This window comes from Niallia circulans (assembly GCF_003726095.1).
Classification (GTDB): Bacteria; Bacillota; Bacilli; order Bacillales; family Cytobacillaceae; genus Niallia; species Niallia circulans_A.
Genome location: NZ_CP026031.1, coordinates 4,064,318 through 4,082,619 on the forward strand (window position 1 = coordinate 4,064,318; position 18,302 = coordinate 4,082,619).

Here is an 18,302-nt window from a genome sequence, read left to right on the forward strand (position 1 = left end):
AAATACTTTCATTATGAAAGGAGAAAGACCAAATGGCAAGAGAGTTCTCCTTAGAAAACACTCGTAATATTGGTATCATGGCACATATTGATGCTGGTAAAACGACTACAACTGAGCGTGTACTTTACTACACTGGTCGTATCCACAAAATTGGTGAAACTCACGAAGGTGCATCTCAAATGGACTGGATGGAGCAAGAACAAGAGCGTGGAATTACCATCACATCAGCAGCAACAACTGCACAATGGAAAGGTAACCGTGTAAACATCATTGATACTCCAGGACACGTAGACTTCACTGTTGAAGTTGAACGTTCTCTGCGTGTACTTGATGGTGCTGTTGCAGTACTTGATGCACAATCTGGTGTTGAGCCACAAACAGAAACTGTTTGGCGTCAAGCAACAACATATGGTGTACCTCGTGTAGTATTCGTAAACAAAATGGATAAAATCGGTGCAGATTTCCTTTATTCATTAAAAACTTTACATGACCGTTTACAAGCAAACGCTCATGCAATTCAACTACCAATTGGTGCTGAAGATCAATTCGAAGGTATCATTGACTTAGTTGAAATGAAAGCAACTTTCTACGGAAATGACTTAGGAACAGATATTCAAGAACGTGAAATTCCAGAAGACTACAGAGAGTTAGCAGAAGAATACCATGAGAAATTGGTTGAAGCTGTAGCTGAACTTGATGAAGAGTTAATGGAAAAATATCTTGGTGGTGAGGAAATCACTACTGATGAATTAAAAGCTGCTATCCGTAAAGGTACAGTTAACGTTGAATTCTACCCAGTAATCTGTGGTTCTGCTTTCAAAAACAAAGGTGTTCAAAAAATGCTTGATGCTGTTATTGAATACTTACCATCTCCATTAGACGTACCAGCAATTAAAGGTACTGCTCCTGATTCAGATGAAGTGATCGAAAAGCATTCAAGTGATGATGAGCCATTCGCTGCTCTTGCATTCAAAGTAATGACAGATCCATTCGTTGGTAAACTGACATTCTTCCGTGTATACTCTGGTACATTGAGCTCTGGTTCATATGTACAAAACTCTACAAAAGGTAAGCGTGAGCGCGTAGGACGTATTCTACAAATGCACGCAAACAGTCGTCAAGAGATTACAGAAGTATATGCTGGTGATATCGCAGCAGCTGTAGGTTTAAAAGATACTACTACTGGAGATACTCTATGTGATGAAAAGGATTTAGTAATCTTAGAATCAATGGAATTCCCAGAGCCGGTTATCGAATTGTCTATTGAGCCAAAATCAAAAGCTGACCAAGATAAAATGACAACTGCACTACAAAAATTACAAGAAGAAGATCCAACATTCCGCGCGCATACAAACCAGGAAACTGGTCAGGTTATCATCGCTGGTATGGGTGAACTTCACTTAGATATTCTTGTAGACCGTATGCGTCGTGAGTTCAAAGTTGAAGCTAATGTTGGTGCTCCTCAGGTTGCTTACCGTGAAACATTCCGTTCATCTGCTGCAGTTGAAGGGAAATTCACACGTCAATCTGGTGGACGTGGACAATATGGTCACGTTTGGATTGAGTTCTCACCAAACGAAGAAGGTAAAGGATTCGAATTTGAAAATGCTATCGTCGGTGGTGTTGTTCCACGTGAATACATCGCTCCGGTTCAAGCTGGTTTAGAAGATGCATTACAAAGAGGAGTACTTGCTGGTTATCCAATGGTAGACATCAAAGCTAAATTATTTGATGGATCATACCATGATGTTGACTCATCTGAAATGGCGTTCAAAATCGCTGCTTCAATGGCATTGAAAAATGCAGCATCTAAATGTAATCCTGTAATTCTTGAACCTGTTATGAAGGTAGAAGTTATCATCCCTGAAGAATACATGGGTGATATCATGGGTAATATCACTTCACGTCGTGGACGTGTTGAAGGTATGGAAGCTCGTGGTAACGCACAAGTTGTTCGTGCGATGGTTCCTCTTTCTGAAATGTTTGGTTATGCTACGACATTACGTTCAAGCACGCAAGGTCGTGGAGTATTCTCTATGGTGTTTGATCACTATGAAGAAGTACCAAAATCAATCTCTGAAGAGATCATCAAAAAAAATAAAGGGTAATTGTTGATTTTACCTTTTTAATGAAGTATAACTACTATGTAGGCAATAAAGCTGTGATCATTAATCACAGCTCTATAAAAATACTTATTTTTTACAAATCAAAGGAGGATTTTCCTAATGGCAAAAGCTAAATACGATCGTTCTAAGCCACACGTAAATATTGGAACAATTGGTCACGTTGACCATGGTAAAACTACATTAACAGCTGCTATCACAACTGTACTTTCTAAAGTTGGTGGCGGTGAAGCTCGCGGTTATGATCAAATCGACGCTGCTCCAGAAGAGCGTGAGCGTGGAATCACAATCTCAACTGCACACGTTGAGTACGAAACTGCTACTCGTCACTATGCACACGTTGACTGCCCAGGACATGCTGACTATGTTAAAAACATGATCACTGGTGCTGCTCAAATGGATGGTGGTATCTTAGTAGTATCTGCTACTGATGGTCCAATGCCACAAACTCGTGAGCACATCCTTCTTTCTCGTCAAGTTGGTGTACCTCACTTAGTAGTATTCTTAAACAAATGTGATATGGTTGATGATGAAGAATTATTAGAATTAGTAGAAATGGAAGTACGTGACCTATTAACAGAATATGAATTCCCTGGTGATGATATTCCTGTAATTAAAGGTTCTGCTCTTAAAGCTCTTGAAGGAGATGCTGCTTGGGAAGAAAAAATCACTGAGCTTATGGCTGCAGTTGATGAATATATCCCAACTCCAACTCGTGACACTGACAAACCATTCATGATGCCAGTTGAGGATGTATTCTCAATCACTGGTCGTGGTACAGTTGCAACAGGTCGTGTTGAGCGTGGACAAGTTAAAGTTGGTGACGTTGTAGACATCATCGGTTTAGCTGAAGAGAAAAAATCAACTACTGTAACTGGTGTTGAAATGTTCCGTAAATTACTTGATTATGCTGAAGCTGGAGATAACATTGGTGCACTTCTTCGTGGGGTTGCTCGTGAAGAAATCCAACGTGGTCAAGTATTAGCAAAACCAGGTTCAATTACTCCACACGTAAAATTCAAAGCAGAAGTTTACGTATTATCAAAAGAAGAAGGTGGACGTCATACTCCATTCTTCACAAACTACCGTCCTCAGTTCTACTTCCGTACAACTGATGTAACTGGTATTTGTAACTTACCTGAAGGTGTAGAAATGGTTATGCCTGGCGATAACATCGAAATGGATGTTGAATTAATTTCTTCTATCGCTATCGAAGAAGGAACTAAATTCTCTATTCGTGAAGGTGGACGTACAGTAGGCGCTGGTGTCGTTGCTACTATCGTTGAATAATAACCTTTGATAAAAAACAAGCTGACGAATCAGCTTGTTTTTTTTGTGAACAAATCTATCGTATTAAAATAGATTTAGGAGCGCAAATAGTTATTATGCTATTTGGATAATGATTGTATAAAGGAATAATGTTTAAATATTCTCAGGTTAGCTATAATAGATAGGGTTATTAATATAGAAGAAAGACGTTTTCCAAAATCTTTCTATATAATCTTTCACTATTTTTTGTTAGAATATAAAAGTCTTAATAATAGTTTTCTCAATCTAAACGGTTCATTACCAATTGACTGACAATTATACATTGGGTTGAAATATGATCATGGAATATGTATAATAATCTGAGTGTACTAAAACGAAAGAAAAATAATAAATGTTGTTGCTTTTCTAGGCGTTTTTATGTATAATAGACAATGTTGGTCTTTGACTTGCGATGATGTGGGAGGTTGCTGACACACCCGGCCGCTTTGCCATGGCGAGTGTGTGGGAAATTCCTGCGGAGAATGTCTATTCTAAAATAGGCGAAAAGGAGGGAAAATAATGGCAAAACAAAAAATTCGTATTCGTTTAAAAGCGTATGATCATAGAATTTTGGATCAATCAGCTGAGAAAATCGTTGAAACTGCAAAACGTTCTGGTGCTGCTGTATCTGGACCGATTCCGTTACCAACAGAGAAGTCTATATACACAATCCTACGTGCGGTTCATAAATATAAAGATTCTCGTGAACAGTTTGAAATGCGTACGCATAAACGTCTAATCGACATCGTGAACCCAACTCCACAAACAGTTGATTCACTAATGCGTCTGGATTTACCATCAGGTGTAGATATCGAAATTAAATTATAATTGAAATAAACATTTAAACAATCAGGAGGTGTGACTTAAATGACCAAAGGAATCTTAGGAAGAAAAATAGGTATGACTCAAGTATTCGCTGATAACGGCAATCTTATCCCTGTAACTGTAGTGGAAGCTGCTGAGAACGTTGTTCTTCAAAAGAAAACTGTTGAAGCTGATGGCTATGCAGCAGTACAAATCGGATTTGAAAACAAACGTGAAAAGTTAGCTAACAAACCTGAACAAGGACATGTTGCTAAAGCAAGTACTGCTCCTAAGCGCTTCGTTCGTGAATTTAGAGATGTTAGCGTGGAAGAGTACGAGGTTGGTCAAGAAGTCAATGTAAGTATTTTCGCTGAAGGCGATATAGTGGATGTAACAGGTGTTTCTAAAGGGAAAGGTTTCCAAGGTTCAATTAAGCGCCATGGACAATCCCGCGGACCAATGGCTCACGGATCTCGTTACCATCGTCGTCCGGGTTCAATGGGACCTGTAGCACCAAACCGTGTATTTAAAGGGAAAGCATTACCAGGACGTATGGGTGGAGAACAAATTACTGTTCAAAACTTAGAAATCGTTAAAGTAGATGCAGAACGCAATCTTCTATTAATTAAAGGTAATGTACCTGGAGCTAGAAAAGCTTTATTAAAAATCAAAACTGCTGTTAAAGCATAATTATTAATCTGGAAAGGAGGAAATAAGAATGCCTAAAGTTGCATTATTCAACCAAGACGGTAAGCAAGCTGGAGATATCGAATTAAATGAATCAGTATTTGGTATCGAGCCTAACAAAAGTGTTTTATTTGAAGCAGTTGTTATGCAAAGAGCTTCTTTACGTCAAGGAACTCATAAAACTAAAATTCGTTCTGAGGTTGCTGGTGGTGGACGTAAGCCATGGCGCCAAAAAGGTACAGGACGTGCACGTCAAGGATCTATCAGATCTCCACAATGGCGTGGTGGTGGTACGGTATTTGGACCGGTTCCGCGTAGCTATAGCTATAAATTACCTAAAAAAGTTCGTAGATTAGCAATTAAATCCGCATTATCTACTAAAGTATTAGAAGAAAATATTTTAGTATTACAAAGCCTTGCTTTTGATGCACCTAAAACTAAAGATTTCAAAGCCGTATTAGGTAATCTTTCTGTAGAAAAGAAAGCATTAATCGTTACAGCTGACCTTGATGAAAACGTAGCATTATCTGCTCGTAACATCCCGGGGGTAACAGTTGTTACTGCTTCTGGAATTACAGTATTAGATGTTTTAAACCATGATAAATTAATCATGACAAAAGCAGCGGTTGAAAAAGTAGAGGAGGTGCTTGCATAATGGATGCACGCGATACGATTAAGCGCCCCGTTATCACTGAACGTTCTACTGATTTAATGGTTGATAAAAAATACACGTTTGAAGTTGATGTAAGAGCTAATAAAACTCAAGTTAAAGATGCTGTCGAAGAAATCTTTGGCGTTAAAGTTGAAAAAGTTAACATCATGAACTACAAAGGTAAATTCAAGCGTATGGGACGTTTTGGTGGATACACAAACAAACGTCGTAAGGCAATTGTTAAATTAACAGCTGACAGCAAAGAAATCGAATTCTTTGAAGCTTAATAATAATATTTAGAAGAGGAGGGAACACAAATGGCGATTAAAAAATATAAACCTACCTCCAACGGTCGACGTAATATGACGTCTTCAGACTTTAGTGAAATCACTACAAGTACTCCTGAAAAGTCATTACTTGCTCCTTTACACAGAAAAGGCGGCCGTAATAACCAAGGTAAGTTAACTGTTCGTCATCAAGGTGGAGGTCATAAGCGTCAATATCGTGTAATCGATTTTAAACGTGACAAAGATGGCATTCCAGGACGCGTTGCTACAATTGAGTACGATCCAAATAGATCTGCTAATATCGCGTTAATCAATTATGTAGACGGTGAAAAACGCTACATTCTTGCACCGAAAAATTTAGAAGTTGGATTAGAAGTTATGTCAGGGCCTGAGGCTGATATCAAGCCAGGTAATGCATTACCACTTGCTAACATTCCAGTTGGTACAGTAATCCACAACATCGAGTTAAAACCAGGTAAAGGTGGACAATTAGTTCGCTCTGCTGGAACAAGCGCTCAAGTGCTTGGTAAAGAAGGGAAATACGTACTTGTACGTTTAAATTCTGGTGAAGTTCGTTTAATTCTTGCTACTTGCCGTGCATCAATCGGTCAAGTTGGTAATGAACAACATGAATTAATCAACATTGGTAAAGCAGGTCGTAATCGTTGGTTAGGTAAACGCCCAACTGTACGTGGATCTGTAATGAACCCTAATGACCATCCACACGGTGGTGGTGAAGGACGCGCTCCAATCGGACGTAAATCACCAATGTCTCCATGGGGTAAACCAACACTTGGTTACAAAACGCGTAGCAAGAAAAATAAATCTGATAAATTTATTGTACGTAGCCGTAAAAAATAACGGGGTTGAACTACGGTTCAATGATAGAACCGTAGAACAATCACGAAGGGAGGTTCCATTATGGGTCGCAGCTTAAAAAAAGGACCTTTTGTTGATGATCATTTACTAACAAAGATCGAAAAATTAAGTGATAGTGATAAGAAGCAAGTTGTGAAAACTTGGTCTCGTCGTTCTACGATCTTCCCACAATTCATCGGTCAAACAATCGCTGTTTATGATGGTCGTAAACATGTTCCAGTTTATGTTACTGAAGACATGGTAGGTCACAAACTTGGAGAATTTGCTCCAACTCGTACTTACAAAGGTCATGCAAGTGACGATAAGAAAACAAGACGTTAATGAGAGGAGGGCATTCTAATGCAAGCAAAAGCTGTTGCAAATACAGTTCGTATTGCTCCTCGTAAAGCTCGTTTAGTCGTAGATTTAATTCGAGGAAAGCAAGTTGGTGAAGCGGTAGCTATTTTGAAGTTAACTCCAAAAGCAGCTTCTCCAATCGTAGAGAAAGTTTTAAAATCTGCTATTGCTAACGCAGAGCATAACTACGAAATGGATATTAATAACCTAGTGGTTGAGCAAGCATACGTTAATGAAGGACCAACTCTAAAGAGATTCCGTCCACGTGCACAAGGTCGTGCAAGTCAAATTAACAAACGTACTAGCCACATCACTATCGTTGTATCAGAAAAGAAGGAGGGGTAATTAGTGGGTCAAAAAGTAAATCCAGTCGGTTTACGTGTCGGGATCATTCGTGACTGGGAATCTAAATGGTTCGCAGGTAAAGACTATGCTGATCTTTTACACGAAGACCTAAAGGTACGTGAGTATATTACAAAACGCCTAAGTGATGCTTCTGTTTCTAAAGTAGAAATCGAGCGTGCTGCTAACCGCTTAAATGTTACTATCCACACTGCTAAACCAGGTATGGTTATTGGTAAAGGTGGAACAGAAGTTGAAGCTTTACGTAAAGCTCTTAACTCACTTACTGGCAAACGTGTACACATCAATATTTTAGAAATTAAAAGAGCAGATATGGATGCGAAACTAGTTGCTGAGAACATTGCTCGTCAATTAGAAAACCGTGTATCTTTCCGTCGTGCTCAAAAACAAGCAATCCAACGTTCAATGCGTGCTGGTGCTAAAGGTATCAAAACAATGGTATCAGGTCGTCTAGGCGGCGCAGATATCGCTCGTTCAGAGTCTTATAGCGAAGGAACTGTTCCATTGCACACTCTACGCGCAGATATCGACTATGCAACTGCTGAAGCTGATACAACTTATGGTAAATTAGGTGTAAAAGTTTGGATCTATCGTGGAGAGATCCTTCCAACGAAGAAGAAAACTGAGGAAGGAGGCAAATAATATGTTACTACCTAAACGTGTAAAATATCGTCGTGTTCATCGTGGTAAAATGCGTGGTCAAGCAAAAGGTGGTACAGAAGTTGCATTCGGTGAATATGGTTTACAATCTTTAGAAGCTTCTTGGATTACAAACCGTCAAATCGAGTCTGCTCGTATTGCAATGACACGTTATATGAAACGTGGCGGTAAAGTTTGGATTAAAATTTTCCCTCATAAGCCTTATACTGCTAAGCCTCTTGAAGTCCGAATGGGTTCCGGTAAGGGTGCTCCTGAAGGTTGGGTAGCGGTAGTTAAGCCTGGAAAAATTATGTTCGAAGTAGCTGGTGTATCTGAAGAGATCGCTCGTGAAGCTCTTCGTCTTGCAGCGCACAAACTTCCTGTTAAATGTAAGTTTGTAAAACGTGAAGAAATTGGTGGTGAAACTAATGAAAGCTAATGAAATTCGTGACCTTACCACTGCTGAAATTGAACAAAAAGTTAAATCCTTAAAAGAAGAGCTTTTCAACCTTCGCTTTCAATTAGCGACTGGACAACTTGAAAATACAGCTCGCATTCGTGAAGTACGCAAAGCGATCGCTCGAATGAAAACTGTCATTCGTGAGAGAGAAATCGGCGTCAATAATCGATAAGTTGAGAGGAGGTTCGTAGAATGAGCGAACGCAATCAACGCAAAGTCTATACTGGTCGTGTTGTATCTGATAAAATGGATAAAACCATTACAGTTGTTGTTGAAACATACAAAAAACACCCTTTATATGGCAAACGCGTGAAATACTCTAAGAAGTATAAAGCTCATGATGAGCAAAACACAGCAAAAACTGGCGATATCGTACGCATTATGGAAACTCGCCCGTTATCAGCTACAAAACGTTTCCGTCTTGTAGAAGTAGTAGAAAAAGCAGTTATTATATAATTGTTCGGAATTAAGCATCCCGAAGGGAGGTTACACACATGATTCAACAAGAATCACGTTTGAAAGTTGCTGACAACTCTGGTGCTCGTGAAGTACTTACTATTAAAGTTCTTGGTGGTTCAGGACGTAAAACTGCAAACATCGGTGATATCATCGTCGTTACTGTGAAACAAGCAACACCAGGTGGCGTTGTTAAAAAAGGTGACGTAGTTAAAGCAGTAGTCGTTAGAACTAAAAGTGGTGTTCGTCGTGCAGACGGTACTTACATTCGTTTCGATGAAAACGCATGTGTAATTATCCGTGATGATAAGAGTCCACGTGGAACACGTATCTTTGGACCAGTTGCACGCGAACTTCGCGATAACAACTTTATGAAGATTGTATCATTAGCTCCAGAAGTACTATAATATAAATTTTAATTGCCTTTAAGGAGGTGCGAAAAGATGCATGTTAAAAAAGGTGACAAAGTAATGGTCATCTCTGGTAAGGATAAAGGCAAAACTGGTGTTGTTCTTGCTGCATTCCCTAAAAAAGATCGCGTGATCGTTGAAGGAATCAACATTGTTAAGAAGCACTCTAAGCCATCCCAATTGAATCCACAAGGTGGAATCAATGACCAGGAAGCTGCTATTCATGTATCCAACGTTATGCCTATCGACCCTAAAACTGGTGAACCTACTCGTGTAGGATCAAAAACGGTTGATGGTAAAAAAGTACGCGTAGCGAAAAAATCCGGTGAAATTCTAGATAAATAGTTCAAATGAAGAAGGGAGGTACAATGAATGAACCGCCTAAAAGAAAAATTTGTTAAAGAAACTACTCCTGCTCTTATGAGCAAGTTCAATTATAAATCAGTTATGGAAGTTCCAAAACTGGAAAAAATCGTTGTTAACATGGGTGTCGGTGATGCGGTAGCAAACGCTAAAGCATTAGATGTTGCTGTTGAAGAATTAGCACAAATTACAGGTCAAAAGCCAGTAATCACTCGTGCTAAGAAGTCAATTGCAGGTTTCCGTCTACGTGAAGGAATGCCTATCGGAGCAAAAGTTACTCTTCGTGGAGAACGCATGTATCAATTCCTTGATAAACTTGTATCTGTTTCTCTTCCACGTGTACGTGACTTCCGTGGTGTATCTAAAAAATCATTTGATGGACGCGGTAACTACACTCTAGGTGTTAAAGAACAATTGATTTTCCCTGAAATTGATTACGATAAAGTAAACAAAGTTAGAGGAATGGATATTGTTATCGTTACAACTGCAAAAACAGATGAAGAAGCTCGTGAACTGTTAACTCAATTTGGAATGCCGTTCCAAAAGTAATCTCTAATTAGAGGGAGGCGAAGATGTGGCTAAGAAGTCAATGATTGCGAAACAAAAACGCACGCCTAAATATAAAGTACAAGAATACACACGTTGCGAACGTTGTGGTCGTCCACATTCTGTGTACCGTAAATTTAAGCTTTGCCGTATTTGTTTCCGCGAATTAGCGTATAAGGGACAAATTCCTGGTGTGAAAAAAGCTAGCTGGTAAAACCCGATATTGGGAAGGAGGTAAATACAAATGGTTATGACAGATCCAATTGCAGATTTGCTTACAAGAATCCGTAATGCGAATATGGTTCGTCACGAAAAATTAGAAGTTCCTGCTTCTAACATCAAAAAAGAGATCGCTGAAATTTTAAAGCGTGAAGGTTTTGTACGTGATGTAGAATATATCGAAGACAACAAACAAGGTATTATCCGCATTTTCTTAAAATACGGTTCAAGCAACGAGCGTGTAATAACTGGACTTAAAAGAATTAGTAAACCTGGTCTTCGTGTTTATGCGAAAGCAACAGAAGTACCTCGTGTATTAAACGGTCTTGGAATTGCATTAGTTTCTACTTCTCAAGGAGTACTTACTGATAAAGAAGCTCGTGCGAAACAAGTTGGCGGAGAAGTATTAGCATACGTTTGGTAATAATAGGTTTAATGAATGGAGGTGCAACTAAATGTCTCGTGTAGGTAAAAAACCAATCGAAGTACCAGCAGGCGTTACAGTTACTATTGATAAAAGTACTGTAACGGTGAAAGGTCCTAAAGGTGAATTAACTCGTACTTTTAATTCTGATATTGCGATCAGCTTAGAAGAAAACGTGATTAATGTAACTCGTCCTTCTGATGTGAAGGAACATCGTGCATTACATGGAACAACTCGTGCATTGTTATCTAACATGGTGGAGGGTGTTTCAAAAGGCTTTGAGAGAGGTCTTGAATTAATCGGTGTCGGTTACCGTGCTCAAAAACAAGGAAGCAAACTTGTATTGAACGTAGGTTACTCTCATCCAGTAGAAATCGAACCAGAAGCTGGTATTGAAATCGAAGTACCATCTGCTACGAAAGTAGTTGTAAAAGGAACTAGTAAAGAGCGTGTTGGAGCACTTGCTGCTAACATTCGTGACGTTCGTCCACCAGAACCTTATAAAGGGAAAGGTATCCGTTATGAAGGCGAATATGTACGTAGAAAAGAAGGTAAAACTGGTAAGTAATGCCGCATAGGTAAACGAAAGGAGTGACCTAAATGATTACGAAGGCTGATAAAAATCAAGTTCGTAAGAAAAGACACGCACGTGTGCGTTCTAAACTTAGCGGAACTGAAGCTCGTCCTCGTTTAAATGTGTTCCGTTCAAACAAACACATTTACGCTCAATTAATTGATGATGTTAACGGTGTAACAATCGCAAGTGCATCTTCATTAGATAAAGAGCTTAACCTTGAATCTACTGGTAATTTAGAAGCTGCAGTTAAGATCGGTGAATTAGTAGCTAAACGTGCTGTAGAAAAAGGAATTAAATCAGTAGTATTTGACCGCGGAGGATATTTATATCATGGTCGCGTAAAAGCTTTAGCTGATGCTGCTCGTGAGAACGGCCTAGAATTTTAATAGACAAAGGAGGGACATAAAAAGATGCGTCGTATTGATCCAAACAAACTTGAACTTGAAGAACGCGTAGTTACAGTTAACCGTGTAGCGAAAGTTGTTAAAGGTGGACGTCGTTTTCGTTTCTCTGCTCTAGTAGTAGTTGGGGACAAAAATGGTAACGTTGGTTTTGGTACTGGTAAAGCTCAAGAAGTACCTGATGCAATTCGCAAAGCGGTTGAAGATGCGAAGAAAAATCTTATTGAAGTACCAATGGTTGGTACAACAATTCCACACGAAATTATCGGACATTTCGGAGCTGGTGAAATTCTATTAAAGCCTGCTTCTGCAGGTACAGGAGTTATCGCTGGTGGTCCAGTACGTGCTGTGCTTGAATTAGCTGGTGTAGCTGATATCTTATCTAAGTCATTAGGTACTAACACACCAATTAACATGGTTCGTGCAACTTTAGACGGTTTAAAACAATTAAAACGTGCTGAAGACGTAGCGAAGTTACGTGGAAAATCAGTAGAAGAACTGTTAGGATAAGGAGGGAAATTAAATGGCAAACAATCTGGAAATTACCCTCACTAGAAGCGTAATTGGTCGTCCGCAAGACCAACGCGAAACAGTTAAAGCTTTAGGATTACGTAAGGTAAATCAAACAGTTGTTCAACAAGATAATGCTGCAATTCGCGGTATGATCAATAAAGTATCACATCTTGTAACTGTAAAAGAAAACTAAAAATCATTCTTCTTCAATAAGGAGGTGCCAAAATGAAACTTCATGAATTAAAACCTGCAGAAGGTTCTCGTCAAGAACGTAAACGCAAAGGGCGCGGTATCGGTTCAGGTAATGGTAAAACTGCTGGTAAAGGTCATAAAGGTCAAAACGCACGTTCAGGTGGGGGTGTAAGACCTGGATTCGAAGGTGGTCAAACGCCTTTATTCCGTCGTTTACCTAAACGTGGTTTTACTAATATCAACCGTAAAGAATACGCTATTGTTAATTTAGATACTCTAAATCGTTTTGAAGAGGGAACTGAAGTAACTCCAGAACTTCTTATCGAAACAGGAGTTGTTAGCAACGAAAAAGCAGGAATTAAGATTCTTGCAAAAGGCAATGTAGAGAAAAAGCTTACTGTTAAAGCTCATAAATTCTCCTCTGCTGCAAAGGAAGCTATTGAAGCTGCCGGCGGTCAAACAGAGGTGATCTGATGTTTCAGACAATCTCCAATTTTATGCGCGTGGGTGAAATAAGACGAAAAATCATATTCACCCTATTAATGTTGATTATATTTCGCCTTGGTACATTTATTCCTGTACCATACGTGAATGCAGACTTTTTAAAAGCACAAGATGCTTTTAGCGCCTTCGGAATTTTAAATACTTTCGGTGGTGGAGCACTAAAAAACTTTTCTATTCTTGCGATGGGGATCATGCCGTATATTACAGCATCTATTATAGTAAGCTTATTACAAATGGATGTTGTGCCAAAATTTACGGAATGGTCAAAGCAGGGTGAGGCTGGACGAAGAAAGTTAACGCAATTTACGCGTTACTTTACAATCGTTCTAGCTCTTATCCAAGGTTTTGGTATGTCATACGGTTTTAATAATCTTGCTGGTGGTGCATTGATTACAAAACCTGGATTTTCGTCGTATTTGGTAATTTCGATCGTGTTAACAGCAGGTACAGCCTTTTTGATGTGGTTAGGAGAACTAATAACTTCTAAAGGGGTTGGTAATGGTATTTCTATTATCATTTTTGCTGGTATCGCAGCAGGAATTCCTTCTATTGCTAATCAAATCTATGCTCAGCAGTTTGACAACCCGGGTGATCAATTGTTCCTTAATATTGTAACGTTAGCTTTAATTGTTATAGCTGTCATTGCAATAGTAGTAGGAGTAATTTTCATTCAGCAAGCTCTTAGAAAGATACCAATTCAATATGCTAAAAGAATGGTAAACGGAAATAGCAGCACAGGTGGTCAATCAACACATTTACCGTTGAAAGTAAACTCTGCTGGTGTTATTCCAGTTATCTTTGCAGTTTCCTTCTTGGTCACACCGAGAACTATTGCATCATTCTTACCGCAAAATGATGTTACTTCCTGGATTCAAAGAGTATTTGATTATACTCATCCAATAGGAATGATTATATATACAGTATTAATCCTTGCGTTTACTTATTTCTATGCTTTCATTCAGGTAAACCCAGAACAAGTTTCTGAAAATCTGAAAAAACAAGGTGGATATATTCCAGGTATTCGACCTGGTAAAAGTACGCAAGATTATTTATCACGTGTTCTATCTCGTTTAACACTAGTTGGAGCTCTATTCTTAGCCATTATTGCTATACTTCCTGTATTTTTTATTAATATTGCAGGGCTTCCACAATCTGCTCAGATTGGCGGAACAAGTATTATAATTGTGGTTGGGGTTGCATTGGAAACAATGAAGCAATTAGAATCTCAATTAGTAAAACGACACTATAAAGGTTTTATTAAATAGTATAATTTAGGGGACGTTTGTCCCTTGAATTTTATGTAAGAGAACTTGAGGGGGAATACGCATGAATTTAGTCTTAATGGGGCTCCCTGGCGCAGGTAAAGGTACACAAGCTGAGAAGATTGTCGCGAAGTACGACATCCCTCATATTTCAACTGGCGACATGTTCCGTGCGGCTATGAAAGACGAAACAGAACTGGGACTAAAAGCAAAATCTTTTATGGATAAAGGTGAATTAGTACCAGATGAAGTGACTATTGGTATTGTTCGCGAAAGACTTAGCAAGGATGACTGTGAAAAAGGTTTTCTTTTAGATGGTTTTCCTCGTACAGTTCCTCAAGCAGAAGCTTTAGAAAATATTTTGTTTGAATTGAATAAGAAACTAGACTTTTGTATCAATGTTCAAGTGGATCAAGAGATATTAATGGAGCGTTTAACAGGCAGACGTATTTGTAAAAGCTGTGGTGCAACCTATCATCTAGTGTTTAATCCGCCATCCAAGCCAGATACATGTGATCGTTGTGGAGGCGAATTATACCAACGCGCAGATGATAATGAAGCAACAGTGAAAAATCGTTTAGAAGTTAATATTAAGCAGTCTCAACCATTACTTGATTTCTATGAGTCAAAAGGTTATCTTCGTAATATCAATGGACAACAAGATATTAATAAAGTATTCGTAGATCTTGATGAATTATTAAGTACTTTAAAATAAGAGTAACTTTTGCTTTGACTAATCTGTTCTCTAGCATGGAAATAAATCAGAGATAATAAATAGAAGAATTGGGATGAAATGGCTGAGGAGTTTATTCCTAAACATGATGCATTTCCTTTTTTCAAAAGGTATAATAATTTTCATGGTTATATCTGTAACAAAAAAAGCATAACCGTGTTATTTTGACATGTTTATCTTCGTTAAAAGATTAATCAATTTAGATAATTGGTGCAGAGTATTTTGGATTTCATGGTAACTCCGCTTGAATTGCTTTTTTATCTAGTAGTGAAGAAGGTAATGTAACTATTATTCTTTCTATTATGACGATTGGTATTAGAACAGGTGTGCAGTTGTCGAACAGTCTACGAAATCCTTGAAATACGAAATCTATGTGGCTTTTCAAGTGAAACCAAGTATGAGTGGGAAGTTTTAAGGCTAGACTCTTGAAGAATGACAATTTTTCTTGAAAAAGGTCATATAAATGCTTGCATACTTCGATACGATAAGACACAAGGCTGTTGATAGAATGTTCGTAATGAGAGGAAAGATCATTTCTTTCTTAAAATGAATGATCTAGCAATGCTAAGTTTAGTTGGTAGCATTAAACCTTTTTCTATTTCTTTGCCTATTATTATATTTTTTTATAATTAATAGCGGACGAAGTACCTTCTCTTATGGTATAATCAATTAGTTGCAGTTTAATGCAGTTTTATTATATTATAGGAGCAGTTCAGAGTAGTTTAATGTACACCGATCGTGTGACAAGAAGAGCTACACTTTGCTATATTAGTTAAGATGGATCTCGTATTTTTTTATGGAAAGGAGAGATTTTCGATGGCTAAAGACGATGTAATCGAAATTGAAGGCACAATCACTGAAACTTTGCCGAACGCCATGTTTAAGGTAGAATTAGAAAATGGTCATACTGTATTGGCTCACGTTTCTGGTAAAATTCGCATGCATTTCATCCGTATTTTACCTGGTGATAAAGTAACGGTTGAGTTATCTCCATATGACTTAACTCGCGGAAGAATTACTTACCGCTTTAAATAATCTGATTGCACTCCGTACTATCAAGGAGGTTAGGATAATGAAAGTTAGACCATCTGTTAAACCAATCTGCGAAAAATGTAAAGTTATCCGCAGACGTGGTAAAGTTATGGTTATCTGTGAAAACCCTAAACACAAACAAAAACAAGGTTAATAACAAGGAGGTGCGCATATAGATGGCACGTATTGCTGGTGTGGATATTCCACGTGAAAAACGTGTAGTAATATCTTTAACTTACATTTACGGTATTGGAAAAAATACTGCACAAAAAGTATTAGCAGAAGCTGGTGTTTCTGAAGATACACGCGTTCGTGATTTAACGGAAGATGAATTAAACAAAATCCGTGATATCATTGACGGTTTAAAAGTAGAAGGGGATCTTCGTCGTGAGATTTCTTTAAATATTAAGCGTCTAATGGAAATTGGTTGCTACCGTGGCCTTCGTCACCGTCGTGGTTTACCAGTTCGTGGACAAAACACGAAAAACAACGCTCGTACTCGCAAAGGTCCTCGTAAGACTGTAGCTAATAAGAAAAAATAATCGGTAAAGGAGGTACATTATAATGGCACGTAAAACTAATACACGTAAACGTCGTGTTAAAAAGAATATTGAGTCTGGTGTTGCTCATATTCGTTCTACTTTCAACAATACTATCGTAACTATTACAGACGTTCATGGAAATGCTCTTTCATGGTCAAGCGCTGGTGCACTTGGATTCAGAGGTTCTCGTAAATCTACTCCATTCGCTGCACAAATGGCTGCTGAAACTGCTGCAAAAGCATCTATGGAACACGGTATGAAAACTTTAGAAGTAACAGTTAAAGGACCAGGTGCAGGTCGTGAAGCTGCTATTCGTGCTCTTCAAGCTGCAGGACTAGAAGTTACAGCGATCAGAGACGTAACTCCAGTTCCTCATAATGGTTGCCGACCACCTAAACGTCGCCGAGTTTAATTTTTCTGTATAAATTTTCTATCCTTGTCTATAATGGGATATGACTAAAACTTTTAGAACCCGTACAGATTTATTAACTAACCCAGTTGTTGTGCACAAGCGGGAACGTAAACATGGGGAATTTCGGTAAAAATTACCGAGGTTTCGACGTTTTGAAGGAGGGTATATCTTGATGATCGAAATAGAAAAACCAAAAATCGAAACGGTTGAGATCAACGATGATGCTAAGTATGGTAAGTTCGTCGTAGAGCCACTTGAGCGTGGATATGGTACTACTTTGGGTAACTCCTTACGTCGTATTCTACTATCCTCACTGCCAGGTGCCGCTGTCACATCCATTCAAATTGATGGGGTACTTCATGAGTTCTCAACTATTGAAGGCGTCGTAGAAGATGTTACAGCTATCATATTAAATATCAAAAAGCTAGCATTGAAAATATACTCTGATGATGAAAAAACTTTAGAGATTGATATGCAAGGTGCAGGGGTAGTAACAGCAGCAGACATTACACATGATAGTGATGTAGAGATCTTAAATCCAGATCTTCATATCGCAACTTTAGGGAGTAACGGAAATTTCCGCATGCGTTTAACTGCAAAGCGTGGCCGTGGATACACACCAGCAGAGCAAAACAAACGTGAAGATCAACCTATTGGTGTAATTCCTATTGACTCTATCTTTACGCCAGTATCTCGTGTTTCTTATCAAGTAGAGAATACTCGTGTTGGTCAATTGACTAATTATGATAAGTTAACTTTTGACGTGTGGACTGACGGTAGTACAGGTCCTCAAGATGCTATCGCACTTGGTGCAAAGATTTTAACTGAGCATTTGAATATCTTTGTTGGGTTAACTGACGAAGCACAAAATGCTGAGATTATGGTAGAAAAAGAAGAAGATCAAAAAGAAAAAGTTCTTGAGATGACAATCGAAGAATTAGATCTTTCTGTTCGTTCTTATAACTGCTTAAAACGTGCTGGTATTAATACCGTACAAGAATTAGCGAATAAGACGGAAGAAGATATGATGAAAGTTCGAAACTTAGGTAGAAAATCTCTTGAAGAAGTAAAACATAAATTAGAAGAGCTTGGATTAGGATTAAGAAAAGACGACTGATAAGTCTCTTGATTATGAACGATATCTATAAAGCTTGTATTTTAACAAAAGGAGGGAATCT

The 18,302-nt window shown here is 38.4% G+C and carries 30 protein-coding genes; all 30 read left to right on the plus strand.

Going from position 1 to position 18,302, the window contains the following annotated elements:
• The first annotated feature begins 32 nt into the window (after positions 1-32).
• The 30 genes from fusA to C2I06_RS19590 all read left to right on the plus strand — a co-directional run bounded on the left by fusA (position 33) and on the right by C2I06_RS19590 (position 18,241).
• Positions 33-2,108, plus strand: coding sequence for an elongation factor G (fusA, locus tag C2I06_RS19445; RefSeq protein ID WP_095333632.1), 2,076 nt, complete (start codon positions 33-35; stop codon positions 2,106-2,108).
• A gap of 117 nt (positions 2,109-2,225) precedes the next feature.
• Entirely contained in the window at positions 2,226-3,413 is a 1,188-nt protein-coding gene (gene tuf, locus C2I06_RS19450) for an elongation factor Tu (protein WP_095333634.1), read from the plus strand.
• Positions 3,414-3,950: 537 nt separating this feature from the next.
• Entirely contained in the window at positions 3,951-4,259 is a 309-nt protein-coding gene (rpsJ, locus tag C2I06_RS19455) for a 30S ribosomal protein S10 (protein WP_009336571.1), read from the plus strand.
• Positions 4,260-4,298: 39 nt separating this feature from the next.
• Positions 4,299-4,925, plus strand: coding sequence for a 50S ribosomal protein L3 (rplC, locus tag C2I06_RS19460; protein WP_095333636.1), 627 nt, complete (start codon positions 4,299-4,301; stop codon positions 4,923-4,925).
• 28 nt (positions 4,926-4,953) lie between these two features.
• A complete protein-coding gene (rplD, locus tag C2I06_RS19465) occupies positions 4,954-5,577 on the plus strand; it encodes a 50S ribosomal protein L4 (protein ID WP_095333638.1) in 624 nt (207 codons plus the stop codon).
• The gene (rplW, locus tag C2I06_RS19470; RefSeq protein ID WP_016204560.1) at positions 5,577-5,861 is read left to right on the plus strand and encodes a 50S ribosomal protein L23; all 285 of its coding nucleotides are present in this window, start codon (positions 5,577-5,579) and stop codon (positions 5,859-5,861) included. The genes rplD and rplW overlap by 1 nt, the downstream gene beginning before the upstream one ends.
• Positions 5,862-5,891: 30 nt before the next feature.
• Positions 5,892-6,722: a 50S ribosomal protein L2 gene (rplB, locus tag C2I06_RS19475; protein WP_016204561.1), complete on the plus strand. Its 831-nt coding sequence runs from the start codon at positions 5,892-5,894 to the stop codon at positions 6,720-6,722.
• Positions 6,723-6,782: 60 nt separating this feature from the next.
• Positions 6,783-7,061, plus strand: coding sequence for a 30S ribosomal protein S19 (gene rpsS / locus C2I06_RS19480; protein ID WP_016204562.1), 279 nt, complete (start codon positions 6,783-6,785; stop codon positions 7,059-7,061).
• An 18-nt stretch (positions 7,062-7,079) separates the two neighbouring features.
• Positions 7,080-7,421, plus strand: a complete 342-nt coding sequence (gene rplV, locus C2I06_RS19485) for a 50S ribosomal protein L22 (protein WP_047943717.1) — start codon at positions 7,080-7,082, stop codon at positions 7,419-7,421.
• Positions 7,422-7,424: 3 nt separating this feature from the next.
• Positions 7,425-8,081: a 30S ribosomal protein S3 gene (rpsC, locus tag C2I06_RS19490; RefSeq protein WP_047943718.1), complete on the plus strand. Its 657-nt coding sequence runs from the start codon at positions 7,425-7,427 to the stop codon at positions 8,079-8,081.
• 1 nt (position 8,082) lies between these two features.
• Positions 8,083-8,517 (plus strand): 50S ribosomal protein L16, encoded by a 435-nt coding sequence (rplP, locus tag C2I06_RS19495; protein WP_016204565.1) that lies wholly within the window; start codon positions 8,083-8,085, stop codon positions 8,515-8,517.
• A complete protein-coding gene (rpmC, locus tag C2I06_RS19500; protein ID WP_003351417.1) occupies positions 8,507-8,710 on the plus strand; it encodes a 50S ribosomal protein L29 in 204 nt (67 codons plus the stop codon). The genes rplP and rpmC overlap by 11 nt, the downstream gene beginning before the upstream one ends.
• A gap of 20 nt (positions 8,711-8,730) precedes the next feature.
• A complete protein-coding gene (gene rpsQ / locus C2I06_RS19505) occupies positions 8,731-8,994 on the plus strand; it encodes a 30S ribosomal protein S17 (RefSeq protein WP_031537905.1) in 264 nt (87 codons plus the stop codon).
• A 38-nt stretch (positions 8,995-9,032) separates the two neighbouring features.
• Entirely contained in the window at positions 9,033-9,401 is a 369-nt protein-coding gene (rplN, locus tag C2I06_RS19510; protein WP_016204567.1) for a 50S ribosomal protein L14, read from the plus strand.
• 36 nt (positions 9,402-9,437) lie between these two features.
• Complete coding sequence (gene rplX / locus C2I06_RS19515) at positions 9,438-9,749, plus strand: 50S ribosomal protein L24 (RefSeq protein ID WP_016204568.1); 312 nt, start codon at positions 9,438-9,440, stop codon at positions 9,747-9,749.
• Between the two features lie 27 nt (positions 9,750-9,776).
• Positions 9,777-10,316: a 50S ribosomal protein L5 gene (rplE, locus tag C2I06_RS19520; protein ID WP_047943719.1), complete on the plus strand. Its 540-nt coding sequence runs from the start codon at positions 9,777-9,779 to the stop codon at positions 10,314-10,316.
• Positions 10,317-10,341: 25 nt separating this feature from the next.
• Complete coding sequence (gene rpsN / locus C2I06_RS19525) at positions 10,342-10,527, plus strand: 30S ribosomal protein S14 (protein WP_009499044.1); 186 nt, start codon at positions 10,342-10,344, stop codon at positions 10,525-10,527.
• A 30-nt stretch (positions 10,528-10,557) separates the two neighbouring features.
• Entirely contained in the window at positions 10,558-10,956 is a 399-nt protein-coding gene (gene rpsH / locus C2I06_RS19530; RefSeq protein WP_016204570.1) for a 30S ribosomal protein S8, read from the plus strand.
• A 31-nt stretch (positions 10,957-10,987) separates the two neighbouring features.
• The gene (gene rplF / locus C2I06_RS19535; protein WP_095333640.1) at positions 10,988-11,524 is read left to right on the plus strand and encodes a 50S ribosomal protein L6; all 537 of its coding nucleotides are present in this window, start codon (positions 10,988-10,990) and stop codon (positions 11,522-11,524) included.
• Between the two features lie 32 nt (positions 11,525-11,556).
• Positions 11,557-11,919 carry a 50S ribosomal protein L18 gene (gene rplR / locus C2I06_RS19540; protein ID WP_047943721.1) on the plus strand — a complete coding sequence of 121 codons (363 nt, stop codon included), beginning with the start codon at positions 11,557-11,559 and terminating at the stop codon, positions 11,917-11,919.
• Between the two features lie 24 nt (positions 11,920-11,943).
• The gene (rpsE, locus tag C2I06_RS19545) at positions 11,944-12,444 is read left to right on the plus strand and encodes a 30S ribosomal protein S5 (RefSeq protein ID WP_047943722.1); all 501 of its coding nucleotides are present in this window, start codon (positions 11,944-11,946) and stop codon (positions 12,442-12,444) included.
• A 13-nt stretch (positions 12,445-12,457) separates the two neighbouring features.
• A complete protein-coding gene (gene rpmD, locus C2I06_RS19550) occupies positions 12,458-12,640 on the plus strand; it encodes a 50S ribosomal protein L30 (RefSeq protein ID WP_016204574.1) in 183 nt (60 codons plus the stop codon).
• Between the two features lie 32 nt (positions 12,641-12,672).
• Positions 12,673-13,113 (plus strand): 50S ribosomal protein L15, encoded by a 441-nt coding sequence (gene rplO, locus C2I06_RS19555; RefSeq protein ID WP_047943723.1) that lies wholly within the window; start codon positions 12,673-12,675, stop codon positions 13,111-13,113.
• Positions 13,113-14,408, plus strand: coding sequence for a preprotein translocase subunit SecY (secY, locus tag C2I06_RS19560; protein WP_095333642.1), 1,296 nt, complete (start codon positions 13,113-13,115; stop codon positions 14,406-14,408). Before rplO ends, secY begins: the two co-directional genes overlap by 1 nt.
• A gap of 61 nt (positions 14,409-14,469) precedes the next feature.
• Entirely contained in the window at positions 14,470-15,120 is a 651-nt protein-coding gene (locus C2I06_RS19565; protein WP_123258674.1) for an adenylate kinase, read from the plus strand.
• Between the two features lie 834 nt (positions 15,121-15,954).
• Complete coding sequence (gene infA, locus C2I06_RS19570; RefSeq protein ID WP_016204578.1) at positions 15,955-16,173, plus strand: translation initiation factor IF-1; 219 nt, start codon at positions 15,955-15,957, stop codon at positions 16,171-16,173.
• A 37-nt stretch (positions 16,174-16,210) separates the two neighbouring features.
• Positions 16,211-16,324 (plus strand): 50S ribosomal protein L36, encoded by a 114-nt coding sequence (gene rpmJ / locus C2I06_RS19575; RefSeq protein WP_000868344.1) that lies wholly within the window; start codon positions 16,211-16,213, stop codon positions 16,322-16,324.
• Positions 16,325-16,346: 22 nt separating this feature from the next.
• Positions 16,347-16,712, plus strand: a complete 366-nt coding sequence (gene rpsM, locus C2I06_RS19580; RefSeq protein ID WP_016204579.1) for a 30S ribosomal protein S13 — start codon at positions 16,347-16,349, stop codon at positions 16,710-16,712.
• Between the two features lie 22 nt (positions 16,713-16,734).
• Positions 16,735-17,124: a 30S ribosomal protein S11 gene (gene rpsK, locus C2I06_RS19585; RefSeq protein ID WP_016204580.1), complete on the plus strand. Its 390-nt coding sequence runs from the start codon at positions 16,735-16,737 to the stop codon at positions 17,122-17,124.
• 172 nt (positions 17,125-17,296) lie between these two features.
• On the plus strand, positions 17,297-18,241 hold the full coding sequence (locus C2I06_RS19590; RefSeq protein ID WP_016204581.1) for a DNA-directed RNA polymerase subunit alpha: 945 nt from the start codon (positions 17,297-17,299) through the stop codon (positions 18,239-18,241).
• The last annotated feature ends 61 nt before the right edge of the window (positions 18,242-18,302 follow it).